Below are 3,666 nucleotides of genomic sequence, written 5' to 3'. Positions count from 1 at the left end.
TGGTCCTAATAAAAATTTCGCACCACCAGCAATTGCTTGATCTGCTTGTGAAAATGTTAAAACTGTCCCTGCACCAATCAATAATTGTTGCCCAAATTTTTTGTTGCCTTCTGTGATGATACGTGCAAAGTCATCATTATTGGTTGTTACTTCAATTCCTACCGAAGTGTTCATCGCAGCCAATTCTTCCATGACAAACATCGCCTCTTCAAAACTATATCCTCTTAGAATGATGGTTAATTCAGGAAAATTCGTTATTGACATATTGCTTCCTCCTTAAAAAATTTTTTATTTTTTTTCTCACTTCATCTTCCGTCGTGCAAAGAAGTATTTCTTGCTGATATTCCTCGTCCTTAGAAAGTTGTAGTAATTGGTTAATCGCAAGTAAATAATTTTCCTTCTTTCCAATTGCAAAAGGGGAAATAAAATGGATAGGCCTATTTCCAGGAAAAATAATTGGATCAACTGATATAAGTAACGAGCAACCGCCCTTAATTACCCCATTTTCTGGCGATGAATGTGGAATAGCAATACGATTATTAAGAAAATAATAAGCCTCTTCATCCGCCATTTGACTCATTAAAATAGTCTGATAGTTCTGATTAATTACCTGCTCCTTTAATAAAGGCTGACAAGACAATTCCATCGCGTTCTGCCAAGTAAGTTGTTTCGTAGATACAAGAATAATCCCTTCAGAAACAAGCAATTCCACAAAAGATATCTTTTGTGCCTGTTTACTTTGACGATCTAGATATATTAGTGAATTTGCATAATTAATTAAAAATCTCTCAATATCAGTTTGTAGACTTTCTTCATTTTGAACAGCAGAGTAACGCTTAATAATTTCAGTAAGGTTCCTAGTCTCTTTGCTGATATTATTCGTAGAAAAATCAATGAGTACACGGTTCCGCAAGCGTTTTTTTTCTTCTTCGTTCATAATCGGTTGTATAATATATAATGGAATTTCACTTTTCAATGGTTGATTGCTAAAAATCAAATCAACATCTTCGACAAACTTATCCATCTCTCTGACCGAAGAACTAGCAACAAACTGAATATCTGGAAAAATTTCTTTCAATGTTTTCGCCATTACATTGGCCATAATCAATCCATTGCTACATACGACGATTGCCTTTTTTCTAACAGGTGTTTCGATAATAGAAGAATTTAATAGCTCCGAACAAAAATAAACAGAAATCAAATATAATTCAGTTTCAGGAATCGTCTTACGCAAAAATGCTTCCAAAGGTACAATGGATTCTTTAACAAAATTAAGTACCGCACTAACTTCATGGTTTTCCTTAACAATTTCAGCTAAATCATCTATTTCAAATGGTAATTCGTAGCGAATTCGATAGATTGCAGGTCGTAAATGATTCATCAATCGATTGGTCAACTCTTCTTTATTACTAATCCGAATAGCTGATTTACTTTGAAATAAGGTAATCATCTCCATAATTACTTGATAGATTCTTGAATCTAAAATTTCAAACTCATTTGAAATTGTATTGAATGATAAAAACAGAAGCGTCAACCATTCATAATCTATAGCTATCTCAGCATGTTGATAATGTTGATCAATGCAGCTTCGAATCATTTGAAACTCATCTAATTCCTGTAAATCATAACTAAAATCAATCTGTCCTTTCGTCCTTCTTTTAAAACTAGAAAGTGATAAACCTATCAAATAATAAAGTTTGGTTAGTGAATTATCAGAAAATTTCAATTTAAAAGTTTGTTCGTAGGTGTGAATAAAAAAACCAACAAATTCCCTTTCTTCAGAAAAGAGTGACTCAAAACGGTTAACTGTTGCATGCCTTTCAAATAAATAATTGAAAACTTCTAAGAGCAATGTATGAAGCTTTGCCATGCTTGATTCAATCATATAGCCATTTTGGGGATCAAATATCAAAGTGTAGTCTGGTGGCAACTCTTTTTTTATTTTAGAAAAGTCGTTTCTAGCCGTATTTTTACTGATACCAATAAACGCCATTATTTCTTGGGTTGTCACTTTTTTGGGGTTGGCTAGAATAAATAACAGTTCCGAATATCTTCTTATCTCACTATAAGCCAAATCATCGTTTATATATTCAGGAATCGCACCTTCTTTAAAAACCATTGCTTGATTCATGTATATCAAAAGTTTTTGAAGATCATTGGCTTCATATAACCACTCCCCTGAGTTACTTCGCTTTATCAGACTCAATCCATGAAGGGATAATTCATCATTAATTTTTTTTATAGAGTAAGTTATCTGCCTAGTCGAAAAATGTACTAATGATTTCAATTGTTGAGAGTTTGTCACATGTGATCGTACAATGGTTTCTAACAGTTTTAAATCTTTTGTATTCACATTCATCTACCTCCCTGAGTTAAATATAACCGCTTACAGTATTAATTGGAATATCCAAAATTTGTCAAACCTTGGCTTAAATCAGACAAATGACAGGCACTTCTTTAATTTTTTATCTTATGCACCATCAGAATGGTGTGGAGTACCACTCAATTTTGGAGGCTTTTCATGTATAAATTACAAACAACCGTTCAATTGGCTTTTGAAGATTTCAATCAACCGATAGGTCTCAAAATGAATCCGTCTAACCGTTGGATTCAAAAAGCAGAGCTCATTCCATGGGCTGAACTTGAAAAAGACTACGCTAAAAATTTTCGTAAAAAAAAGGAAACGTCGCAAAACCCTTTCGCATGACCTTCGGAGCTCTACTGATTCAAAAGGAATATAGCTATAGCGACGAAGAAACGGTCTTACAAATTCAAGAAAACCCGTATTTATAGTTCTTCATCGGTTTGCCGGGCTATCAAGATGCCAAGCCTTTCGATGCTCTACAATGGTCTATTTCCGGAAACGCTTGGACGAAACAACGTTGATAGAAATCAATGAAAAAATACTCGTCTTCGACAAGAAAAAAGACGATAAGGACAACGATTCTTATGACGATTTCAATTCCGGAACATTGATTTTGGATGCCACTTGTGCTCCACAAAACATCAAATATCCAACCGATACAGAATTAATGAATGATACCCGTACCCATGCCGAGAAAATCATCGATGTTGTTTGTGAAGGGAAAAAACTGAAAAAGCCGGTTCTATAATATTTGGTTTTGTTACTCAAACTGAGTAGTGACGCCAAATATTTTTTTATAACAAAAAGACATCTGGTTGTCCTATAATTAAATCGGCAAAAACAATCATAGGAGGATAACCAAATGTCCATAACTAAGAATATCAAATGTACGGATGAAAAGACAAGTCATTCCATCAAACAAATTTTGAACATCAAAGATTCCCATATTACCTTTTCAAAAGATGCCATTAGTAAAGAGCGCGTTCATGGCCGTATGGCCAATGTATTTACCGGCTTATTAACTGGAGAAGCGCATCGTTGCGAATGTTGTGGGTTTGATTCTGTCATCCGTCATGCTTATCATGATAGTTGGATTCAGTTGCTTCCGTATCAAGAAGTACCAACTTATCTACACCTGTACAAACGGTTCTGTTGCAAAGTTTTAAATCTACTATCAAATAAGGTAGAATAATAGAAAAAGATAGCAGGAGGAATGACGATGAATCATTTTAAAGGAAAGCAATTTCAGCAGGATGTGATTATTGTAGCCGTGGGCTACTATCTTCGTTATAACCTTAGCT

5 protein-coding genes and 2 pseudogenes are annotated in these 3,666 nt (G+C 34.2%); 5 read left to right on the top strand and 2 right to left on the bottom strand.

Features of this window, described 5'->3' with window-relative positions; all coding sequences use genetic code 11:
• Both AB5Z52_RS16240 and AB5Z52_RS16235 read right to left on the bottom strand, forming a co-directional pair.
• A pseudogene (locus AB5Z52_RS16240) lies at positions 1-264 on the bottom strand (2-dehydro-3-deoxyphosphogluconate aldolase); the annotation flags it as partial.
• Positions 242-2,353 carry a BglG family transcription antiterminator gene (locus AB5Z52_RS16235; RefSeq protein ID WP_288551695.1) on the bottom strand — a complete coding sequence of 704 codons (2,112 nt, stop codon included), beginning with the start codon at positions 2,351-2,353 and terminating at the stop codon, positions 242-244. The pseudogene AB5Z52_RS16240 and the gene AB5Z52_RS16235, both read right to left, overlap by 23 nt.
• Positions 2,354-2,521: 168 nt before the next feature.
• Between AB5Z52_RS16235 and AB5Z52_RS16230 the strand changes: the two genes are divergently transcribed.
• From AB5Z52_RS16230 to AB5Z52_RS16210, 5 genes and pseudogenes are all read left to right on the top strand, one after another.
• Positions 2,522-2,707, top strand: coding sequence for a hypothetical protein (locus AB5Z52_RS16230; RefSeq protein ID WP_060805107.1), 186 nt, complete (start codon positions 2,522-2,524; stop codon positions 2,705-2,707).
• Positions 2,704-2,793 carry a hypothetical protein gene (locus AB5Z52_RS16225; protein ID WP_228780288.1) on the top strand — a complete coding sequence of 30 codons (90 nt, stop codon included), beginning with the start codon at positions 2,704-2,706 and terminating at the stop codon, positions 2,791-2,793. The genes AB5Z52_RS16230 and AB5Z52_RS16225 overlap by 4 nt, the downstream gene beginning before the upstream one ends.
• Before the next feature lie 53 nt (positions 2,794-2,846).
• Positions 2,847-3,113, top strand: a complete 267-nt coding sequence (locus AB5Z52_RS16220) for a hypothetical protein (RefSeq protein WP_060805106.1) — start codon at positions 2,847-2,849, stop codon at positions 3,111-3,113.
• A 114-nt stretch (positions 3,114-3,227) separates the two neighbouring features.
• Positions 3,228-3,557 (top strand): transposase, encoded by a 330-nt coding sequence (locus tag AB5Z52_RS16215; RefSeq protein WP_060805105.1) that lies wholly within the window; start codon positions 3,228-3,230, stop codon positions 3,555-3,557.
• A gap of 27 nt (positions 3,558-3,584) precedes the next feature.
• Positions 3,585-3,666 (top strand): annotated as a pseudogene (locus AB5Z52_RS16210) (IS6 family transposase); the annotation flags it as partial.

This window comes from Enterococcus sp. RTP21361st1_A6_RTP21361_211029 (assembly GCF_040910045.1).
Classification (GTDB): Bacteria; Bacillota; Bacilli; order Lactobacillales; family Enterococcaceae; genus Enterococcus_D; species Enterococcus_D gallinarum.
Note: the sequence above shows the minus strand (reverse complement) of the source record. Positions and strands in the feature narration are given on the sequence as shown.